15 protein-coding genes are annotated in these 19457 nt (G+C 38.4%); 7 read left to right on the top strand and 8 right to left on the bottom strand.

The window, feature by feature from the left end; translation table 11 throughout:
- Positions 1 to 66: 66 nt before the first annotated feature.
- On the top strand, positions 67 to 1119 hold the full coding sequence (selD, locus tag A6754_RS11890) for a selenide, water dikinase SelD (RefSeq protein WP_082851674.1): 1053 nt from the start codon (positions 67 to 69) through the stop codon (positions 1117 to 1119).
- A 65-nt stretch (positions 1120 to 1184) separates the two neighbouring features.
- On the opposite strand, the gene A6754_RS11895 is transcribed toward selD, so the two are convergent.
- The 3 genes from A6754_RS11895 to A6754_RS11905 all read right to left on the bottom strand — a co-directional run bounded on the left by A6754_RS11895 (position 1185) and on the right by A6754_RS11905 (position 4414).
- Positions 1185 to 1739, bottom strand: coding sequence for a CBO0543 family protein (locus A6754_RS11895; protein ID WP_257297484.1), 555 nt, complete (start codon positions 1737 to 1739; stop codon positions 1185 to 1187).
- 358 nt (positions 1740 to 2097) lie between these two features.
- Positions 2098 to 3039, bottom strand: a complete 942-nt coding sequence (locus tag A6754_RS11900) for an L-threonine 3-dehydrogenase (protein WP_066445628.1) — start codon at positions 3037 to 3039, stop codon at positions 2098 to 2100.
- Between the two features lie 184 nt (positions 3040 to 3223).
- Positions 3224 to 4414: a glycine C-acetyltransferase gene (locus A6754_RS11905; RefSeq protein WP_066445629.1), complete on the bottom strand. Its 1191-nt coding sequence runs from the start codon at positions 4412 to 4414 to the stop codon at positions 3224 to 3226.
- A gap of 310 nt (positions 4415 to 4724) precedes the next feature.
- Here A6754_RS11905 and arcA point away from each other — a divergent pair, with 310 nt between their 5' ends.
- From arcA to chbG, 3 genes are all read left to right on the top strand, one after another.
- Complete coding sequence (gene arcA, locus A6754_RS11910) at positions 4725 to 5957, top strand: arginine deiminase (RefSeq protein WP_066445634.1); 1233 nt, start codon at positions 4725 to 4727, stop codon at positions 5955 to 5957.
- A gap of 541 nt (positions 5958 to 6498) precedes the next feature.
- Positions 6499 to 7227: a GntR family transcriptional regulator gene (locus A6754_RS11915; RefSeq protein ID WP_066445638.1), complete on the top strand. Its 729-nt coding sequence runs from the start codon at positions 6499 to 6501 to the stop codon at positions 7225 to 7227.
- Between the two features lie 17 nt (positions 7228 to 7244).
- Positions 7245 to 7943 carry a chitin disaccharide deacetylase gene (gene chbG, locus A6754_RS11920; protein WP_066445644.1) on the top strand — a complete coding sequence of 233 codons (699 nt, stop codon included), beginning with the start codon at positions 7245 to 7247 and terminating at the stop codon, positions 7941 to 7943.
- A gap of 200 nt (positions 7944 to 8143) precedes the next feature.
- Here the strand turns inward: chbG and A6754_RS11925 are convergent, their stop codons facing one another.
- On the bottom strand, positions 8144 to 9157 hold the full coding sequence (locus A6754_RS11925; RefSeq protein WP_066445653.1) for a serine hydrolase domain-containing protein: 1014 nt from the start codon (positions 9155 to 9157) through the stop codon (positions 8144 to 8146).
- A 566-nt stretch (positions 9158 to 9723) separates the two neighbouring features.
- Between A6754_RS11925 and katA the strand changes: the two genes are divergently transcribed.
- Together katA and A6754_RS11935 are read left to right on the top strand one after the other, a co-directional pair.
- Positions 9724 to 11181 carry a catalase KatA gene (gene katA / locus A6754_RS11930; protein WP_066445654.1) on the top strand — a complete coding sequence of 486 codons (1458 nt, stop codon included), beginning with the start codon at positions 9724 to 9726 and terminating at the stop codon, positions 11179 to 11181.
- Between the two features lie 131 nt (positions 11182 to 11312).
- On the top strand, positions 11313 to 11729 hold the full coding sequence (locus A6754_RS11935; protein ID WP_066445656.1) for a Fur family transcriptional regulator: 417 nt from the start codon (positions 11313 to 11315) through the stop codon (positions 11727 to 11729).
- Between the two features lie 240 nt (positions 11730 to 11969).
- On the opposite strand, the gene A6754_RS11940 is transcribed toward A6754_RS11935, so the two are convergent.
- Positions 11970 to 14555 (bottom strand): AAA family ATPase, encoded by a 2586-nt coding sequence (locus A6754_RS11940; RefSeq protein WP_066445658.1) that lies wholly within the window; start codon positions 14553 to 14555, stop codon positions 11970 to 11972.
- The gene (locus tag A6754_RS11945) at positions 14552 to 15907 is read right to left on the bottom strand and encodes a 3' terminal RNA ribose 2'-O-methyltransferase Hen1 (RefSeq protein ID WP_066445661.1); all 1356 of its coding nucleotides are present in this window, start codon (positions 15905 to 15907) and stop codon (positions 14552 to 14554) included. The genes A6754_RS11940 and A6754_RS11945 overlap by 4 nt, the downstream gene beginning before the upstream one ends.
- A gap of 285 nt (positions 15908 to 16192) precedes the next feature.
- Between A6754_RS11945 and A6754_RS11950 the strand changes: the two genes are divergently transcribed.
- A complete protein-coding gene (locus A6754_RS11950) occupies positions 16193 to 17746 on the top strand; it encodes an ABC-F family ATP-binding cassette domain-containing protein (RefSeq protein WP_066445664.1) in 1554 nt (517 codons plus the stop codon).
- 706 nt (positions 17747 to 18452) lie between these two features.
- On the opposite strand, the gene A6754_RS11955 is transcribed toward A6754_RS11950, so the two are convergent.
- Positions 18453 to 18638 carry a hypothetical protein gene (locus tag A6754_RS11955; RefSeq protein ID WP_066445667.1) on the bottom strand — a complete coding sequence of 62 codons (186 nt, stop codon included), beginning with the start codon at positions 18636 to 18638 and terminating at the stop codon, positions 18453 to 18455.
- 86 nt (positions 18639 to 18724) lie between these two features.
- A complete protein-coding gene (locus tag A6754_RS11960) occupies positions 18725 to 19456 on the bottom strand; it encodes an SDR family NAD(P)-dependent oxidoreductase (protein ID WP_066445671.1) in 732 nt (243 codons plus the stop codon).
- Position 19457 lies beyond the last annotated feature (1 nt).

The raw sequence follows: 19457 nt of genomic DNA on the forward strand, positions 1-19457 counted from the left end.
TAAGACTTTTTTTAGCTTTAATTTTTTGAATAAATAAAGGTATACTGTTGTATGGAGGTGCTTAACATGAGTGAACATGAAAAAATTCGTCTGACATCATTGTCTACAAAAGCTGGCTGAGGCTGCAAAATTGGTCCTGAGGACTTGGCGCAAGTTTTGCGTCTGCTGCCTAAGCAAGAAAAAGTGCCAGAACTGCTCGTTGGGCATGAAACATCAGATGATGCAGGAGTCTATCAATTAACGGATACAATTGCCCTCATTCAAACGATTGACTACTTTACTCCAATTGTAGATGATCCATATATGTTCGGCCAAATTGCCGCAGCCAATGCTTTAAGCGATGTCTATGCGATGGGCGGTCACCCGAAAACGGTATTAAACATTGTCGGCTATCCAGTTAAAAAACTAGGTGCTGATATGCTCTCTGAGATTTTAAGAGGAGCCGCTGATAAAGTAAAAGAGTCAGGTGCAGTAACAGTTGGCGGTCATTCTATTGATGATCAGGAGCCTAAGTTTGGTCTTTCTGTTACAGGCATTGTACATCCGGATAAAGTATGGAAAAATGTAGGCGCATTGCCTGGTGATGTTTTAGTGTTAACGAAGCCAATTGGTGTGGGTATTATAACTACAGGCATTAAGAGAAATGCTGTTACAAGTGAGCAAGAAAAAAGAGTTACTGAAGTTATGGCCGAATTAAATAAAACAGCCGCAGAAATTCTGATGGATTTTTCGCCGCATGCAGTTACAGACGTAACAGGATTTGGGCTTCTTGGACATGGAAGCGAGATGGCTAAAGGAAGCAATGTTAGCTTAGAAATCACTGTCGATCATGTACCGGTGCTAGAAGGTGCAAAAGAACTGGCAGAGGCTGGAGTAGTGCCTGGCGGTTCTAAAGCGAATCATAAGTGGCTGTTGAACGATGTCGATTATGGATCAATAGGTCAAGATATACAGCTTCTTCTATGTGATGCGATTACATCAGGCGGTTTGCTAGTCGCAATGCCGGAAGAACAAGCGCAGACATATGTGGAGAAATTGCATCAGGCAGGCTTGATCCATTCCTCCATTATTGGGAGAGTAACGAATCCGAAAGAAAAGCTGATTTTCATTCATGAATAATCTATATCGGCAGATTCCATTATAAAATCTCAGAGCTTTGCTCTGAGATTTTTGGTTTCAATAAATTACTCTACTGCTTGGAAGGATTTCCGTCTGCTGAACCAATGAGAGAGTAAGTACATAATTGTCAGGATTATAAATGAATAATGCAGGGACCAATCAATTTTTTTATATAAATCAATTACACTTAACAAAGGCAACCCGATATATGCACCAAAAACCCCAAAGATAATCGCTTTTATAAAGGGATTTAATTTTGGTTTAATTTGCATTAAAAGCATAGCAAAAACCGGAAGAAGAGATAATCTAAAAGAAAAGCTGACAGTTGCAATAGGTATAACTTTTACAGGGTACGCCCATTTTCCTAAACCAACTCCAACAATATCAAGAACTTCTGACAAAACCATTAATAGTAATCCAGCAGCAAAAATGCGGGCTGAACTATTACGGTCTCGAAAGACTAACCAAATAACCCATGGAATGATAATCATTGCCAACGCGATCCACCATTGCCATGTAAACAAGAAAGCATTATTCACTGCTTCCATCGTTAACCTGTTCGCTTCAACAATTCTTTCCGTGGCTTTATCAATTTGATTTAAACCTTCCTGATAAGTCATACATATCATCCTTCTTACTTTAAATTATCTCTAGTTCATTAAATCTTTGCTGTTTTTTTGAACTGTAGATCCTTAATATTTCCAATTCTCTACTATTCATTCGTCATTACAGGATTATGGAAGTTATCAGGGAATTACTTATTTATTACTGGTTGCATACTTCATCACTTGAGAGATCGTATGAAGCTAATTTGTCATAACAATCACCATGAGGTCTTCTGCCCTGTCAAATTGCTGCTAATACGGCATTCTATAAAAAAACAGGCTGACAATCCGTTTTGTCAGCCTGTTTTTTTATCTATTCTATTTTGTATCATTACACTCATTTGTGAATGGTTTTACCTCTGAATGAGATCACTTATTTTTGTTTAAGTTTATCCAGCATATCCACTGTCATCTTCCGTAAGTCAAAGTTGGCTTTGAAGCCCCATTCTTCGACTGCGGCAGAGTCATCAATGGAATTTGGCCAGCTATCAGCGATTGCTTGGCGAATAGGGTCAACCTGATACGTAATTTCAAAATGAGGAATATGTTTTCTGATTTCTGCAGCAATCTGATCAGGTTCGAAGCTCATTGCAGTAACGTTAAACGAATTGCGGTGCTTTAGCTTACTTGGATCGGCTTCCATTAATTGAACGATTGCATCCAAAGCATCTGGCATATACATCATATCCATATATGTTCCTTTATCAATATAGGAAGTATATTTGCCATCCTTAACTGCTTCATAGTAGATTTCCACAGCGTAGTCTGTTGTTCCGCCGCCTGGAGGAGTGACATATGAAATTAAACCAGGAAAACGCAATCCTCTTGTGTCCACTCCGAACTTATGAAAATAATAATCTGACAACAATTCTCCAGCTACCTTATTTACTCCATACATCGTTGTTGGTCGATGTATAGTATCCTGAGGTGTTCGATCTTTAGGTGTTGATGGTCCAAATGCACCAATTGAGCTTGGTGTGAAGAATTGGGCATTTAATTCTCGTGCCGTTTCAAGAGCGTTCATCAGTCCGCCCATGTTTAGATTCCAAGCAAAAACAGGGTTTGCTTCAGCTGTTGCCGACAACAGGGCAGCCATATGGATTACACTATCAACATTGTATTTTTTTGCAACCTCTAACATCGTCCGTGCATCCGTCACGTCTACCATTTCAAAAGGTCCAGACAAAGCGGCTTCTGTCTCATTTTTTCGTATATCCGTTGCGATAACTTGATCTGCACCATAAATTTCTCTTAATTTCACTGTAAGCTCTGAACCAATTTGCCCTAATGCCCCAGTAATCATTATTCGTTTCATTCTCATCCCCAGCCCTTTCTAATGTGAAGACAAAGCTCTATAGCTCTATTGATATTAATAAACTTTTACTATTTGATGAAAGTTCCAAGGAATTTGGAAGGTAAAGTGACGAGGGAATTTCAAGTCTTTTCCTTTACCAGTTAGAAGGGAAGGATCACACGTTCCCTTCCCTTCACCTATTTCTTTATATCAATCCCATTTCCTTGCCAACTTTTTCATAAATACCAATTGCTTCATCAAGCATATCAGTTGTATGTGCTGCAGAAGGCATATTTCTTACTCGGCCAGTTCCTCTTGGTACTGTCGGAAACACGATCGATTTTGCATAAACACCCTCTTCATTTAGGCGCTTGCTGAACTCCTGCGTTTTTACTTCGTCTCCGATAATGCATGGTGTTATGGGTGTTTCACTTTCTCCAATGTCAAAGCCAAGCTTTTTCAGGCCATCCTTAAGGTAATTAGCATTTTCCCATAGCTTTTCATTTAGCTCGGTGCTTTCCATTAAGATTTCAATTGATTTAATACATGCAGCAATATCTGCAGGTGTTAAAGATGTGGAGAATAAGAATGGTCTGCTGCGGACCTTTAACCAATCAATTAACGATTGCTTTCCGGCAACATAGCCGCCTACAACCCCAATTGCTTTTGAAAGTGTCCCAATTTGGAAATCAATTTTATCGGATAAACCAAAATGCTTAACAGTACCCGCTCCTTTGCCCAGAACGCCTGAACCATGTGCATCATCTACATATGTAATTAAGTCGAACTCTTCTGCAATCTCCACAATCTCTGGCAGCTTCGCAATGTCTCCGTCCATAGAGAAAACACCATCTGTAATCACCATGATTTTATTATAAAGACCTGACTCGGTTGCTTCTTTCGCCTTCGCACGTAAATCATCCATATCTGAATGATTGAATCGAATGATTTTTGCTTTTGATAGACGGCAGCCGTCAATAATCGAAGCGTGGTTTAATTCATCAGACAAAATGGCATCATTTTTATCCATTACAGCTGAAATAGCAGCCATATTGCAATTAAATCCTGATTGATAAGCAATTGCTGCTTCGGTATACTTAAATTGTGCAAGTTTTTCTTCAAGCTCCAAATGGATATCGAGTGTACCGTTAATCGTTCTAACAGCCCCTGCTCCTACACCATATTTTTCTACAGCTTCTCTTGCAGCTTTCTTTAATCTTTCATCTGTTGCCAGTCCTAAATAATTATTAGAAGATAAATTAATGAGTTCTTTCCCATTAATTTTGATCTTTGGACCATTTGGACTCTCCAATGGATCAATTACATTATATAAACCTCTGCCTTTTAGATCATTTAAATTTTCATCAAGGAATGAATCTAATTTTTTGCTTGTCATAAATTTAGCCTCCATTCGATTTTTTAATCAAATAATACATTTGTCCTCTCTGTGAGGACAGCGAAAACCTTATACTGTTGAGTATTTCCACTTATAACTTTATCATATTTTTTTGTTTTGTACATATATAGCGGACATAAATTTCTGAGACTTATGCATGAATTTACGCTCCCATCCCATACTATTGGTGAAAATATTCGCTTTTATCCTTCGAAGGAAGGGGTGAATATTTATACATGCAATTGATCTGTTTACTCTACCAATTTGAAGGGAACGGCTCAAATAGAAAGAAATTAGGAGGAAATATAGAATGCAGCAGCAATTAAATGTAACTTCAGAAATCGGTAGACTAAAAACAGTTATGCTACATAGACCAGGATTAGAAATCGAGCATTTAATGCCACAATACTTAGAAAGACTATTATTCGATGATACTCCACACCTTCCCATCATTCAAAAAGAACATGACTATTTTGCACAACAATTAACGAATAGAGACATCGAAGTTCTATATCTTGACGTTTTAATGAAAGAAGCCGTACAGAATCAGGATGCAAGGCAATATTTTATGGATGAGATCTTAAAAGATGGCTTGGAAAACTTAGACGGCTCATACGATAGTGTAAAAGAGTATTTTCAATCATTAGGAGGAGACGAGCTCGTCAGCATCGTCATGTCAGGAGTCCCTAAATCAAAAATTCCGAAAAGCAAGCAAGTGCACCTGCATGAAATAACAAATGAGCACTATCCGTTTTATTTAGATCCGATGCCAAATCTTTATTTTACGAGAGATCCAGCAGCGGTCATTGGGAATGGGCTTTCCATTAATCGTATGTATGAGCCTGCCAGAAGGCGTGAGTCCATCTTTGTTGATACGATTATGAAGTATCACCCCCGCTTTCGAGACGCTCAAACACAAACGTACTTCTCCAGGAATGATGTTTATTCAATGGAGGGCGGCGATCAGCTTGTTTTAAGCAGTGAAGTTTTAGCAATTGGCGTAAGTGCAAGAACAACTGCCCAAGGTATTGAAAAATTAGCATCAGAAGTGTTTAAACAGAACAATACATTTAAGAAAGTAATGGCAGTTGAGATTCCGAAAAAACGAGCTTATATGCATTTAGATACTGTGTTTACGATGGTTGATTATGACAAATTCACTTATCATCCTGGGATTGAAAGTGAAGAAGGCGGACTTAATATCTATATTCTTGAAAAAACAAGCGAAGAAGGCGAATTTGCGATTTCCAGGAAATCTGATTTAACAAGTGCATTAAAGGAAGTGTTAAATCTTAAAGAAATCACTTTAATTCCCTGTGGTGGCGGATGTCCGATTGCAGCTGCCCGGGAACAATGGAATGATGGCTCTAATACACTTTCCATCGCACCAGGCGTTGTTGTTACCTACGACCGCAATACGGTTACTAATAACGTTCTCCGTGAACATGGAATTGAAGTCATCGAAATTGAAAGCTCAGAACTGTCAAGAGGCCGTGGAGGCCCGCGCTGCATGAGCATGCCACTGGTTAGGGAGAATTTATAGTGACGCGCGTGCAAGGATAGACGGAGAAATTCCGGTTAGTATGTTTTTAGAAGCAAAACAAGCAAAAATAAGGGGAGAAATTCCGATTAACACCTCAAAATAAAGCTAAATTAAGCCATTTGAGACATTTAACCGGAGTTAGTACCTTTATTTTTAACTATTGTTATGTTTTTTCCAAAATAAGCGAAATTCCTCGTTTATTTTCTTTCAAAATGAAAACCAAATTAATCTTAAATTAGTAACTACCTGCCCGAAGGATTAGACATTTAATACTTATGTTTAATCCTTTGGGTAATTCTGTGACTTTGCAAACATTCTTCCTAAAAAACAATGTTCTTCATCAGGTGATCCTACATTATACTCCTCCCAGCCTAAGAAATAGATCTATATAAAAAAATTTGTTCTTAATCATATAGGATTTGTCATAACATTTATATATAATTGTTTTATAATGTATTAACTTGTAAACTATATTTAAAACATAATTGTTAGCGCTTTCTGATGCGTTTTATATTTAATGTTACATAGATAGGGGTCCATAATGGAAAAAAATCAATCACTGCATGCTTTTGTAAAAGAAGAGCTGATGAATCAAATTAAATCAAACAAATACAAGCATGGAGAGCAGTTTCCGACTGAATATAAACTCTGCAAAGAATTTGATGTCAGCAGAACAACCATACGTGCTGCACTGCAGCAGCTCACTCAAGAAGGCTATCTTGTCCGTCACCAAGGCAAAGGCACATTTGTAGCCGATCCAAAAGTGAGTCAATCGCTCACACAGACAGTCAAAAAATATAGTGATCAAGTGGCCATGCAAGGAAAACAAGCAACCACCCATCTCATCAGCATTCAAGTGATTCCTGCTAATGAGTTTCTGCAAAATGTATTGGAGGTTAGCGCGAATGCGCCAATTCAGCGAATTGAGCGTACACGAGGTGCCAACGGTGAACCAACACAATATCAAATCTCCTATATTCCATGGGAAGTCGCACCAGGCATCACTAAAGAACATGCTGAATCATCCCTATATACTTCTTTAAAACAGCAATTTTCCGTCCGTATTGCTAAAACAACGGAAAATGTTGAAATTACTCTTGCAGACGAACGCACGAGCAATTATTTAAAATGCAAACGTGATCTTCCTTGTTTTTACCTTGAAACGATTGCTTTGGACACATCAGGGCGGCGCGTAGAATTTTCCCGTTCTTATTTTAGAGGAGATAAAACGAACTTTATCATTGAGAGAAACTACACGGAGGAACAATAAGAAATCGGAGGGTTCATATGAAAATACTTTTAAATGCAGATGATTACGGACTTACAAAAGGAGTTACAGATGGGATTATACAATCACATGTTAATGGAATAGTTCAGTCAGCAACACTGATGATGAATGGACTTGCTGCATCATATGCTGTTGAACAAGCGCGGCTGTACCCAAGCTTACAAGTTGGCATTCATCTTGTACTGACCTGGGGAAAGCCGATTGCTGCTGATAGTGATTCCTTGACAAATGAAAAAGGGCTTTTCAAATTCAAAAACTCTGACACTACAATCACTGAAGAGGATCTTCAGGTGGTAGAAAAAGAATGGCAATCCCAGATTGAAGCATTCCAAAAAACTGGACTTCCTCTTCACCATATTGACAGTCACCACCATGTTCATGGCTGGCCTGATTTAAAAGAAGTCATCATCCGGCTCGCAAAAAAATATAAGGTTCCTGTACGTTTCGCTGAATCAATTAAGGATGAATCTGATATTCTCTTAACTCAGGCACTTTGGACAGATTTTTATGCTGATGGTGTTGACGGCCAACTATTTAATAATTTAAAAGATTTGCCATATGAATCGATTGAAGTCATGACCCACCCTGCTGTAATTGATGATGAACTTCGCACTGTGAGCTCATATGTTGATAAAAGAAAAACAGAACTTGAGCTTTTATGTTCGATGAAAATGCCAGACTGGGCCCAGCCATTATAATGGATATCGTCAGATAAACTGTTTAATATTTTTTATTCGTAATAGACTTTAGAATTATAGTCTAATGAACGAATTCATAACTAAATTTCTAATTAATTGAAAAGCCTAATTTCTTAATTAAAAAACTAAGAAATTAGGCTTTAATACTAAAATCAAATTAAAATTCTATTAATTTATCAGGAAAAAATATAGTCAGTCCTCTAAATAGAGACCTCAATCTCTTTCAGTATTTCATAAGCACCTTCTGACTCATTTGAGCACACTACAATGCTAAGCTGTTTATCTGGATAATATACACTGCGAAAGTTTACCCCGGGGTCATACCCCATCAAAATATATTTTACCACGGCTTCTTCTTCCTTAAGAATATATACTCCATAGCCGTAAAACAGACCTTCATCTATCTCTGCCGTTGACTTCAATAATGTCTGTGTCATTTCTGGTGTTAAAAGCTGACCATTCAGTAATGCTTCCCAAAAATGAATCATATCCTCTGCTGTAACATATGCCCCGCCATCAGATGCGGATTTAGCTGGAAGTGAGTAAGTATTTGTTTTCCAGCCGCCATCAGGTTTCTTCACGTATCCTAACGCCACTTTCGCAGGCAATTCATCCATTTCAAAATACCCAGACTCCATCATTCCAGCCTTTTGAAAAACAAATCTTTCAATATAATCACTAAAAATCAATCCGCTTACTTTTTCAACAATTAGCCCTAAGACAATATAGCCAGCATTATTGTAATGAAAAGTCCTTCCCGCAGCATCTTGCATTTTTTTGTTTTGGAATAATGGCAAAAAATCCTGCAGGTCTCTTATATGATACATAGGTGTAGTAACCCATAGCTCTTCGTAATCATCCATCTCTTCTTCATCAAAATAGTCTGGGATACCAGATGTATGAGTAAGCAAGTGTTGTATGGTCACATTTTGATCAAAATAAGGGAAGTCTATATCAATGCACTCATTCAATTTAGAAGAAAATGAAATCTTCCCTTCTTCAACAAGCTGACAAATGGCGATAGCAGTGAAGATTTTACAGCCAGAAGCTATTCCATATCGAGTCTTGGATTGGTTTTTTATCTTTTCAGATCGATTAGCATATCCATAACTCTCTGTTAAATTAAGTTCTTTGGATTTCACATAAAATGTTCCTGAAAATTTCATCTTATGGGCCGTTTTATTTATTTTTTCTAATAAATCGCTTTTCTTCATTATTTGTTCCTCCTAAATGTTCTTTTAATTTTTCTCCTAAATGACAAGAAATAAAAAGTACATTTAGTTAGCCTCTTCACATTTGAAAACGCAACATACCCTCACCCTCCTTTATGAAACCTTACCATAAAGTCTAAATTTTACAAATACCAAGAGAGTTAATACACATAAATAGGAATTCATATTAAATACAGACCAAATATAATTCTCTTCAATTAACTGAGATTATTTTTAATATTTGTTCCGAATAGCAGATTTAAGAGTTAGTAACATTGTTCTAAACACTACCCTTCTTACTTAGATTAAATGATCTAATTGCCGCAAACACTCATCCACCTTTTTAGATCTTTTAAAAAGATCGTTCTATCCTATACTTCAAAAAATATAAATAGAATATGTGCTTAAATAACTGATAGACTTATGCTCGTGTAATAATAATTATAAAAGAATTCTACATTATAAAAAGTTTTTATTTATAATTATTATAAAAAAGTATTGATTTTTGAGTAATAAGTGTTATCATTAGTTCATAAGCAATCGAAACTATTTTTTGAGGTGATATTTGAATGACAACTAATAATCGATTAACAACAAGCTGGGGCTCACCCGTTGGAGACAACCAAAATTCAATGACAGCAGGCGGTCGCGGACCTACTTTACTGCAAGATGTGCATTTGCTTGAAAAACTGGCACATTTTAATAGAGAACGAGTTCCTGAGCGTGTTGTTCATGCGAAAGGTGCTGGCGCACACGGTTACTTTGAAGTAACAAACGATTTATCAAAATACACAAAAGCTGATTTTCTTTCAGAGGTTGGCAAACGCACACCAATGTTTATCCGCTTCTCAACGGTTGCCGGTGAGCTTGGCTCAGCTGACACCGTTCGTGACCCGCGCGGATTTGCAGTGAAATTTTACACAGAAGATGGAAACTATGATTTAGTCGGAAACAATACACCAATCTTCTTTATTCGTGATGCGATTAAATTCCCTGATTTCATTCATACGCAAAAAAGAGATCCTAAAACACATCTTAAAAACCCTACCGCAGTTTGGGATTTCTGGTCACATTCACCAGAATCATTACATCAGGTGACATACTTAATGGGTGATCGCGGGATTCCAGCGAGTCTTCGCACAATGAATGGCTATGGCAGTCATACATTTAAATGGGTCAATAAAGAAGGCGATGCTGTTTGGGTAAAATATCACTTTATTGCAGACCAGGGCGTCAAAAACATGGATCCGCAATTAGCAGCTAAAATTGCCGGTGAGCACCCTGACTACCATACAGAAGATTTATTCAATGCGATCGAAAATGGCGACTACCCTTCTTGGACATTAAAGGTTCAAATCATGCCTGTTGAGGATGCTGATACGTATCGCTTCGATCCATTTGATGTGACAAAGGTTTGGTCTCACAAAGATTATCCATTAATTGAAGTTGGGAAAATGGTTTTAGATCGAAACCCAGAAAACTATTTTGCTGAAGTGGAGCAGGTTACGCTTTCACCAGGCAATATGGTACCAGGTATTGAGCCTTCACCTGATAAAATGCTTCAAGGACGTTTATTTGCATACTCTGATGCTCATCGTTACCGTGTGGGTGCTAACCACAACATGCTGCCAATTAACCGTCCGAAAAACGAGCAGGCCAACTACCAGCGCGATGGACAGATGCGTTTTGACAACAATGGCGGAGGCTCTGTCTATTACGAGCCAAACAGCTTTAATGGTCCTGCAGAAACACCTGAAAACCAAACTTCAGGATTTGCTGTTAATGGTGTGGCAGAAAGCGTTTCATATGATCATAACGACCATTACACACAAGCGGGTGATCTGTATCGCATAATGGATGCTGATGAGCGTGAACGTCTAATTGCAAACATTGTGGCATCAATGAAAGAAGTAAAACTTGAAGAAATCAAGCAGCGCCAAATTCAGCACTTCTATAAAGCGGATCCAGAATATGGAACAAAGATAGCAGAAGGATTAGGATTATCAATTGGTGAAGAAGTAAAATAACAAAAGCAACAATCTATGTTTTAAATTCTCATTTTATCTTCTCAATTCTCATTTAACGACAAAATTCTTTTCGGAGGGGCTGTTATAAATTAACTGGCTCCTCCTATTTTATAAAAAGAGGCTGATTAGTAATGGAAGATGAACGAATAACGGAGCTTGTTCCCTTCTTAAAAGAAAAGGGTCTAAGAATCACACCACAGCGTATCCAAATAATAGGAGTCATGATGGAATTTGATGGACATCCAACTGCTGAAGACATTCAGAGTAAAATTCCCATTATCAGTCTTGCTACGATATACAATAACGTAAAATTATTTGTAAAGCTTGGTATTGTCGAAGAGCTTCCATATGGAAATGGTGTTAGCCGATTTGAGTTGTTTAAAGCTCATCATTACCATGTAATCTGTGAAACTTGCGGAAAAATAGCTGATTTAAACTTACCGGATTTAAAAGTAGTCGAAGATTTTGCTTCAAGTGTAACAGGGTTTCAAATTCATACACATAAAATGGAAGTATATGGACAATGTTCACAATGTAAACATTTGTAGAAAGGTGATTATAATGAAAAACAATCGAAACATTTGTACAATTTGCCGTACACCAATTAAACAGCTAAAGCATAGCAGCTTATGTGCATGTGGTATAAAAATTAAAACGAAAAAAGCGATTTCCTAATATGTTGGGATATCGGCTCTTCTTTACATGAGAGAAGGATCAGTCTGCTTAGATTATTCCTTCTCTTTGCCATGCTGCCAACAAAAAAAGCCATCATAAGATGACTTTTCTGATTATAATCGAGGATCTATTTGTTCAGCTTCTAATGCTAATGAGGCTAACACACATTCATGAACACGTTCAATAGACTCCCCTGCTATGAATCGCTTAACACTTTCCATGCTAAGTGCAAACTCCTTCAATGCATTCCGCTGCTTTTTGTTTGTATTTCTTTCCTTCAACCTTTTTAGATTGGCAGGCTCTAAGTAATCAATGCCATAAATAATATGCAAATACTTCTGCCCTCTTACCTTAATGGCTGGCTGAAGCAGCTTTCCTTTTTCTTTCACCATAAAGTATTCAGGTTTGAGGACAATGCCTTCATGACCATCCTCTGTCATACTTTCCCACCAGCTGATAGCTTCCACTTCACTTTGTTCATCATCAATTATTTTATATTCTGTCACGGTAAAGAGATTTGATAACTGGGCAAGCTCCTGATTTTGCTGCATATGCCATTCATGTGATTGATCAAAGAACTCACCACTACTGTGAGCAAGGACATGAAAAGGAGCAATGCTGATTTCAGCAAGGTCATGAAGATCCCAGCAATACTTTTGAAAAACATTTTGAAAGGTTTGCGCATTTTCGAGCTTTTGCTCGTATTGCTCCAGCCAGATCTTTGTTTCTGGATGTTCTGCTTTTTTTAGTTGCGATAAAAGCATCTTTCTGTCTAATATCGCATGCTCAGCAACATGAGCATACTGTTTGCTGATCAGTTCTTTCGCCTTTAAATTCCATGGCATGATTTCTGCATCTAATAGGACATAATCAGTTTCATATTTTTCAAAGTAAGGCTGCAGTTCTTCTGATAGTTGAGTTAGTATCATATTTTCAGCTTCCTTATTGAAAAAACGTCTTCCAGCTCTAGAGTATATTACCCCTAAGGAAGGATATCCAAAAGCGAGTTTACCGGCATCTGCGTTTTTGAAAATATGCAAGATGGCACGTGAACCCATATGTTTCTTCTCAGCAATCATTCTTTGAACACCATGTTTGCGATAATATTGGATCGCTTCTCGAGGGTGCTCTAAGTAATTCTCCAAAGAAGATGCAGCTGGAGGCGGTGTCATTGTTGGCGGTATATAAACTAACTGTTCAATCGGAATCGTAAAATGCGACACATCATCGATCGCCGGCTTAACATATTCACTACCAACCATTATCTCCTTTATATGTTCAGGAGAAACCGTATATCCATTGATATATTTACTGATATTTGGCGGAGCAAAACGTTTCTTTTTCCATTCTATTAATGGATTTTGGTCTGTTCCAGAATAGTCATGCTGAGCTTCAATAGATAGAAATTGTCTTTCAGGAAAACGCAGGGCGGTCAGCTCACCCCCAAAGACAGCTCCCTGATCAATATTGATTGTATTACCAACAATGAGCGGTTTTGGCTTTGGATCATGTCCCCAAATAATTAATTCACTAGAGTGATGATGGATAAACCAGTCCTTCCGGATCGGCTTGCCCTTTTCATCTACTCCGTCTGTATCTCCATATCGGCAGAAATCACTAATTCGCTTCGAGCTTTTGCCGATATAATGATCTTTAATGCCTGCATGTGTGCACACCGCTACATTTACACCATTTTGCTGAAGCGCATAATGTGAAGGTGCATAAAGTAAGAGGTTCTTTAATTCAGCTTTTAATTTTTCAGCTGCTTCTGTTCCCTTTTCCTCAGCATATGCATTGAACTCTTCTTCTACCTTTTCATCTCCATGGCTTAACGTAACCTTACGACCATCGAGCCAGCGCGCGATTTTCCAGCCATGGTTGCTGTCAATCATATAGGCATATCCTGCTTGTATATGTCTCAGCCAAAATTCCATCGTCACAAGCGATTTTGGTCCTCTGCTCATTACATCTCCTATGGAAAGAAGCTTTCTTCCCTCTTCATGAACATAGTATCCTTCTTCATTTTGCTTGTAATCCAGTTTTTCCAAGAGCTGCATCATCTCATCATAACAGCCGTGAATATCACCAATGATATCCAAACCTGCAGCGACATTGAGCGTTAGTTTATTTTGCTCCCTAGTTATCGAGATGTTTTGCTGATCTTCTTCCTTCATATAATAAACGCGTGTATAGCCTTCGTTTTTAAGAAACCTTTTTTCGCGATTAAAAGTACTGTACTGCTGCTTAATTCGCTTTTTCCCACGAGGATCTTTTCTTACTGAATCCCTGGAAATCAGTGTGTCTTCCTTTATATCAAGAACAATAGCGATGATCGGAACATGCTGCCGGCTCGCCATTTCAATATATCTTCTGCGGTCATCGCTATAAAGGTTGGTGGCATCTACAATAGTGACTTTATTTAAACGTGCACGAGCTTCAACCGTCTGATCCAAGAGCTTAAAGGCAGCTTGGGAAATCTTTTGATACTCGTTAAATAAGCCATCACTTTCTGCTTTAGGACGATTGTTGTAATCGATATATTCTGTATCACCTACTAAAACACGAAAATCATCTGAACTTACTTTTTCGGATGATTTTATAGATCCCTTTTCAATCCAATTTGAAAGCAGGGTAGTTTTACCGCTGCCTGAAGGGCCAATTAAGAGAGCGATACATCCAACTGGAAAGGAAATATTCATACACGTTCCTCCTTTCTTGTAAATAAACATAGCTGAGTGGGAGCTCCTAAAGTTTCGTGCTTTTCCCCAATGCCCTCAAAGGTAAAACTATAAGGGTAATCCTGACTTCTTTCTGCACACCACTCTTGAAACTGCTTTCGATCTAATTCAAAGCGATGATCGGTATGACGGTAGGAGTCTCCTAATTCGTAAACCTGATTATACTCTGCGTTAGGTGTTGTAATGATCAAGCTTTCTGGCTTATATTCTGAAAAGATCGTATCCATTATTTTTGGCAAACGTTCATAATCGATATGTTCGATAACTTCACAAAGAATCATGACATCTTTCCCCACAAGTCTCTCATCGTAATAGAACAAAGAGCTCCAAATTCTTTCTGGCATAAGGAAACTCTCTTTTTTAGCAGCTTTCTCAAAGCGTTCCAATGCTTTTTTTGTGGCTATTTGTGAAGGTTCTGCAGCTAGAATTTGTTTGACACCTTCAATGAAACCTAAGCGAACCGATAATTTTCCTTCGCCGCTTCCTAAATCAACGATGGTTTCTTTTTTAAGAAGGTTTTCAATTGTTTCAATAATCTTTTCGTAGCGCATGTCATTTAAGCGCTTTTTGACTGGTTCTTCCGCTTTATGTTTATCCTTGACGGGCTGGTCGATTAGCATATACACTTCCTCAAAACGCAGGGATTGCTTTAAGATCATCTCTTTTAATGGATGATCATCCAGCCAGCCTTCTCCATAGCGCTCCAGCTTTTCTATCTCTTTTTCATCAATATAATAGTGCTTATAATCATCGATGACAGGAATGAGTACAAAAAGCTGTCTTAAAACTCTCTGCAAGGTTGTTTTTCCAGTTAAAGTGACAAAACGTGCTGTGCTGCGTTTCTTAAGCTCAAACTGATAATTGGCCTCTCCTTCTACTATCAGCACGTCAAATCCTATTGGTGTAAACAGTTTGTACAGTGTTTTATCAGATAAGCTAGATGCAATAGGTCCAAAATCAACTTGAAAATCGAATGGCTCATCTACCCACTTTTTATATTCATCAGCAGGCTGGCCATTTAAAGCCGTTCCAAGTGCAGTCCGAATAAACGAACAAAAAATGCTGCTTACGGCAAATTCGCGGTCATTAATATAATGTGTAATATCGTATGTACTAGATGAATTTTTCGTCAGCTCAATTGGATCAGGTGTCACAAAAATGGTGACCTCTGTCTCTTCTTCTGAAAACCTGCTGTAAAAAAGGCGAACATAATGCCCCTTCTGTTTTCGTTCATATATATTATTTGGATTTTTAGCCAGTAAATAAGACATCACACTGGCATTTTGCCCCTTTGCGTTAAGAGTTAACTGCATGATTTCACTTCCTTTAGAATTAAGAATAAAAAAATAATCTATTAAGAAATTTGTCTAGCTACAAGCGCTAGAGATGACAAACGCCTGCCGCTTTCCTGGTCTAGCTGCAGCACCTAGCCCCTCGAGGTCTTAAGCTTGTCGGGGCTGAGCAAGGCGCTTCCGCTTTTCTATATGACCGCATTATTTTCCATTTAGTATAAATCATTGACAAGTAAAGGGTCTAGTTTTTATCGTTTTTTTTTAGTATGATGTAGAGATGATGACAAATAAAGTGGGGAACTAAAAATGAGTTTATTAACAGTAGAAAATTTGAGTCACACTTTTGGTGACCGTACATTATTTAAAGATGTTTCATTTCGTTTATTAGCAGAAGACCATGTCGGACTTGTCGGTGCAAACGGCGTTGGTAAATCGACATTGATGAATATCATTACGAAACAGCTGATCCATGATTCCGGGAAGGTTGAGTGGACGCCAACTGTTCATTATGGCTATTTAGATCAGCATACAGCACTAACTGCAGGAAAAACAATTCGAGATGTATTAAATGAAGCTTTTCTTCCATTGTTTGAAAAAGAAAAAGAGTTAAATGAAATCATAGCTAAAATGGGAGATGCCACTCCTGAAGAACTGGAAGAACTGCTAGAGCAAATGGGCGAAATTCAGGATCACTTAGATGCAGGAGGCTTTTATACACTTGACTTAAAAGTCGAAGATGCAGCAAGAGGTCTTGGGCTTGATGCAATTGGAATCGATCGTGATGTCGCAGCTTTGAGCGGCGGACAGCGTACAAAAGTACTTCTGGCAAAATTACTATTGGAACAGCCTAAAGTATTGCTGCTGGATGAGCCGACAAACTACTTGGATGTTGAACATATTAAATGGCTTACGAACTATCTAAAAGAATATCCGCATGCTTTTATGCTGATTTCGCATGATACAGAGTTCATGAACGCTGTATCGAACACGATCTTCCATTTAGAATTTTCGAAGCTGAGCCGTTATACAGCGAGCTATGATAAATTCCTGGAACTTGCTGAGATTAATAAAAATCAGCATATCAACGCCTATGAAAAACAGCAGGAATTTATTAAGAAACAAGAAGATTTCATTGCGAAAAATAAGGCGCGTTACTCTACAACCGGCCGTGCGAAAAGCCGTCAAAAACAGCTGGATCGAATGGAGCGTATTGACAGACCGGAAACTGCTGCAAAACCGACTTTTGAATTTAAAGAATCACGCGGAAGCAGCCGTTATGTGTTTGAAGGCGAAGATTTTGAAATCGGCTATACACACGCACTTCTGCCAAAAATGTCCATGACCATTGAACGCGGTGAAAAAATTGCGATCGTTGGCTGCAATGGTGTTGGTAAATCAACGCTATTAAAAACCATGCTTGGAAAAATTAAACCGATCAGCGGAAAAATCCATCACGGTGACTTCCTCTTCCCTTCTTATTTTGAACAGGAAGTAAAGGCAGATAACATTACACCAATCGATGATGTCTGGAACGAATTTCCTGGTATGGATCAGCATCAGGTGCGTGCTGCCCTTGCCCGCTGCGGATTGAAAAATGAGCATATCTCCCGTCCGCTAAATCAACTGAGCGGTGGCGAGCAAGCGAAAGTCCGTTTATGTAAGCTAATGATGCATGAGAGTAACTGGCTGCTATTTGATGAGCCAACTAACCACCTTGATGTAACTGCCAAAGCAGAATTGCAGCGTGCACTTAAAGCATACAAAGGAACAGTTGTTCTTGTCTGCCATGAACCTGATTTTTATGAAGGCTGGATTACGAAGACTTGGGATGTAGAAGAATGGTCTAATCAATTGAGTTAGTATGGAAAATCCCCTGTTGCTGCAGGGGATTTTTTGTTGGAATAATTCCTAAGTTTCGCTATAAAAAAGCACACCTATAACCTAGTTATCCAATATTATGATATCTAAGTGGTGATAAGTGCCTAATCACCCTTCTGTTATCCAGCATTTGGATATTAGGGTCGTGATAAGCGCCTAAACATTCCTTTGTTATCCAGTATTTGGATATTAGTGGCGCAATAAGCGCCTAAACACCCCTCTGTTATCCAGTATTTGGATATCAAGGGCGCAATAAGCGCCTAATCATCCCTCTGTTATACAATATTTGGATATTAAGGTCGTGATAAGAGCCTAAACACCCCTCCGTTATCCAGTATTTGGATATTAAGGTCGTGATAAACGCCTAATCACCCCTCTGTTATACAGTATTTGGATATTAGGGTCGTGATAAGCGCCTAATCACCCCTCTGTTATACAGTATTTGGATATTAAGGTCGTAAAAAGCACCAAATCATCCCTTTGCTATCCTTGCCTTGAATAGCAGTATCCCAAAAAATCCACAATCAAGCCACCGCTCTCCACTATTTTGATGTCAAGATCCCAAGAGTGCCTGACTACACCCCAAAAACTGCAGGCTAAATTCACAAAAGAACCCACTTTACACTTAGTTCAAAACTACCCTAATTCTCTAAATATTACTCGCCCTATAGTAAGCATTTTCGTTTGCTCAGTAAGGATAATCAATATGTATCCCATAAATGGTGCCTGGTTCATTATTCGGTTCTTCAAGTGACTGTAAATATAGTTCCAATTGTTCCCGCAGCTCTTTCGGTGCTCCAGCCTTCATGTGCCAATTCCCGGGTTCGTCAACAAAATAGGAGCTATTCATAAAATCAGGATGTTTCTCAGTCATAATAAAAATCCTCCTTATCGGAATCACTACTCATAGTTTTTACCAATAAAGAGGACAATCATTCTGTCTGTTAAAATTAGAGCGTCCTATTCCTCATATATCATCTTTCTTGTCATCCCGCCATCGACAACCAAGTTAATCCCAGTTACAAAATCATTTTCGGAGGAAGATAAATAGAAACACGCTCTTGTAATATCCTCCGGTTTGCCGACTCTTCTTGATGGATGCTGCAAATGATCGATTTCACGCAATTCTTCATAATTTCCTGTTTCAATCCAGCCAGGTGAAATGCTATTAACGGTAATGCGGTCTTCTGAAAGGGAGACTGCTAATGCGTGTGTCAGTGCGACAATCCCGCCCTTTGAGGCAGCGTATGCTTCTGAATTAGGCTCTGACATGGTCGCTCTAGTAGATGCAAGATTCATAATAGAACCGCCATCTTCGTTTTTCCTCATATATTTTGCTGCTTCTCTAGAACCTAAAAACACACTTCTCAAATTCGTTCCGATGATATCATCCCATTCATCTGCACCTAAATCGTAGGGAGATTTCCATCTCGATACGCCCGCATTATTAATTAACACATCAATTCTGCTAAACTTCTCTGCTGCTGTTTTCATAAGATTGATGATTTCTTCTTCTTTTCTTACATCTGTTTTCACGAAATGAATATTACCGGTTTCCTCAAGTTTCTTGCCGGCTTCTTCATCTAGATCAGCGGCAATCACATTGGCTCCTTTTTGACTGTATGCTTCAGCCAATGTTTTGCCAATTCCATTCGCTGCACCTGTAATAATGACCGTTTTATTATGAAACATG

It is taken from the genome of Cytobacillus gottheilii, assembly GCF_001636345.1.
Taxonomy (GTDB): domain Bacteria; phylum Bacillota; class Bacilli; order Bacillales; family Cytobacillaceae; genus Cytobacillus; species Cytobacillus gottheilii.

Bases quoted from the DNA above. Each gene is read 5' to 3' on its own strand.
- A6754_RS11915 (WP_066445638.1), top strand. From the start codon at position 6,499: ATGGAAAAAAATCAATCACTGCATGCTTTTGTAAAAGAAGAGCTGATG.
- chbG (WP_066445644.1), top strand. From the start codon at position 7,245: ATGAAAATACTTTTAAATGCAGATGATTACGGACTTACAAAAGGAGTT.
- arcA (WP_066445634.1), top strand. From the start codon at position 4,725: ATGCAGCAGCAATTAAATGTAACTTCAGAAATCGGTAGACTAAAAACA.
- A6754_RS11940 (WP_066445658.1), bottom strand. From the start codon at position 14,555: ATGAATATTTCCTTTCCAGTTGGATGTATCGCTCTCTTAATTGGCCCT.
- A6754_RS11905 (WP_066445629.1), bottom strand. From the start codon at position 4,414: ATGACAAGCAAAAAATTAGATTCATTCCTTGATGAAAATTTAAATGAT.
- A6754_RS11935 (WP_066445656.1), top strand. From the start codon at position 11,313: ATGGAAGATGAACGAATAACGGAGCTTGTTCCCTTCTTAAAAGAAAAG.
- A6754_RS11950 (WP_066445664.1), top strand. From the start codon at position 16,193: ATGAGTTTATTAACAGTAGAAAATTTGAGTCACACTTTTGGTGACCGT.
- A6754_RS11895 (WP_257297484.1), bottom strand. From the start codon at position 1,739: ATGACTTATCAGGAAGGTTTAAATCAAATTGATAAAGCCACGGAAAGA.
- A6754_RS11925 (WP_066445653.1), bottom strand. From the start codon at position 9,157: ATGAAGAAAAGCGATTTATTAGAAAAAATAAATAAAACGGCCCATAAG.
- katA (WP_066445654.1), top strand. From the start codon at position 9,724: ATGACAACTAATAATCGATTAACAACAAGCTGGGGCTCACCCGTTGGA.
- A6754_RS11945 (WP_066445661.1), bottom strand. From the start codon at position 15,907: ATGCAGTTAACTCTTAACGCAAAGGGGCAAAATGCCAGTGTGATGTCT.
- A6754_RS11960 (WP_066445671.1), bottom strand. From the start codon at position 19,456: ATGTTTCATAATAAAACGGTCATTATTACAGGTGCAGCGAATGGAATT.
- A6754_RS11955 (WP_066445667.1), bottom strand. From the start codon at position 18,638: ATGACTGAGAAACATCCTGATTTTATGAATAGCTCCTATTTTGTTGAC.
- A6754_RS11900 (WP_066445628.1), bottom strand. From the start codon at position 3,039: ATGAAACGAATAATGATTACTGGGGCATTAGGGCAAATTGGTTCAGAG.